The organism is Streptomyces pathocidini (assembly GCF_001418495.1).
Taxonomy (GTDB): domain Bacteria; phylum Actinomycetota; class Actinomycetes; order Streptomycetales; family Streptomycetaceae; genus Streptomyces; species Streptomyces pathocidini.
Map to the genome: position 1 here is coordinate 1 of NZ_LIQY01000731.1, position 1,504 is coordinate 1,504.

At 75.7% G+C, this 1,504-nt stretch carries 1 protein-coding gene; it reads right to left on the reverse strand.

The window, feature by feature from the left end; genetic code table 11:
* Positions 1-2 precede the first annotated feature (2 nt).
* Entirely contained in the window at positions 3-1,226 is a 1,224-nt protein-coding gene (locus tag AOK16_RS24875) for an ROK family transcriptional regulator (protein WP_055474327.1), read from the reverse strand.
* Positions 1,227-1,504: the final 278 nt, after the last annotated feature.

Genomic DNA, 1,504 nt, shown 5'->3' on the forward strand with positions numbered 1-1,504 from the left:
GGCTAGCGTGTGGTGTTGAAGACCTCGTCGCGGGTGGTGGCCAGCGCGCTCTCCAGCGCCCCGCACAGCACGGGCCGGCCCTGTACGGCGCCGGCGACGAGCCGGGGGCGCGGCACGGCCAGGTCGGCCAGCTCGGCCTGGACGAGGGCGCGCAAGGGTTCCCCGCCGGCGGCGAGCACACCGCCGGAGAGGACGAGGAGTTCGGGGTCGAGCACGGCGACGAGCGAGGCGAGCCCGACGGCGAGCCGGGTCGCGTAACGCCGCAGGAGCTCCTCCAGGGCGCTGTCGGGGGTTCGGTCGGGCCCGGACCCCGCCGCGGCCTCCGCGGCCCGCGAGAGGAGGCTCTGCGCGGTTTCCTGGGGTGTGCCGTCCGGGACGGCCAGGCCCAACTCCCTTGCCAGGACGGCGACGGCCTCGGGACCGGCCAGTTCCTGGAAGCCGCCCGCGTTGGCCCGGGCGACCTGCCGTACGAGCGGGGTGCCGGGCACCGGCAGGAAGCCGACCTCGCCCGCGCCGCCGGTCCAACCCCGGTGCAGGCGCCCGCCGATGACGATCGCGGCGCCGATGCCCTCCTCGTTCCACAGCAGTGCGAAGTCGTCGTGGCCGCGGGCTGCGCCGAGCCGCTGCTCGGCGACCGCGGCCAGGTTCACGTCGTTGTCGTACTCCAGCGGCATCGGCAGGGCCGCGGCCAGCTCGTCGAGCAGGGCGGGGGAGTGCCAGCCGGGCAGGTGGCTGGCGTAGCGGAGCCGGCCGGTGCCGGGGTCGAAGGCGCCGGGGGTGCCGATGACGACCCGGTGCAGGGCCTCGCGGCCGAGACCGGCGGCCCCGGCGGCGCCGTCGACCGCGTCCACCACGTGCCGTACGGCGCTCCCGGCCTGCCGGCCCTCGGTGCGCAGCTCGTACGAGCCGACGGTGCGGCCGGTGATGTCGGCGACCGCGGCGCGGACGTGGCCGGGGGTGACGTCCAGGGCCGCGACGTGGGCGGCGGCCGGATTCACCGCGTACAGCTGGGCGTTGGGTCCTGGCCGGCCCTCGCTGGTGCCGGTGGCGACGACGAGCCCGGCGGCCTCCAGGCGGGCCAGGAGCTGCGAGGCGGTCGGCTTGGAGAGGCCGGTGAGCTTGCCGATACGGGTGCGGGAGAGCGGGCCGTGCTCCAGGAGCAGGTCCAGCGCCGTGCGGTCGTTCATCGCGCGCAGTACGCGCGGGGTTCCCGGCGTCGCGGCCATGAGCGGTCACCTCCCGCGAATTGTTAGGAAACTTTCCTATTGCTGGGAGGCGACGTTAGGCGGCGGTGGGAACGGGGTCAATGGGCACCGTCGGCACCCTGCCCAAAGCGTTATCTCGCACCCCGCGCGGGAACACGATGGCCCCCGCCCCGCGGTCACGGGAAGGGGGCCATCAGGGGCCGTGCGGACGGGGCCGCTACTTCGAGAGGTTCGGACCGCTCGACGGGGGCGGGGTCAGCGGCGACGCGGCGGTCGACTGCGGCGAGGTCGGGTTGGCC

Coding starts and splice junctions, on each gene's coding strand:
- AOK16_RS24875 (WP_055474327.1), bottom strand. CDS start 1,226: ATGGCCGCGACGCCGGGAACCCCGCGCGTACTGCGCGCGATGAACGAC.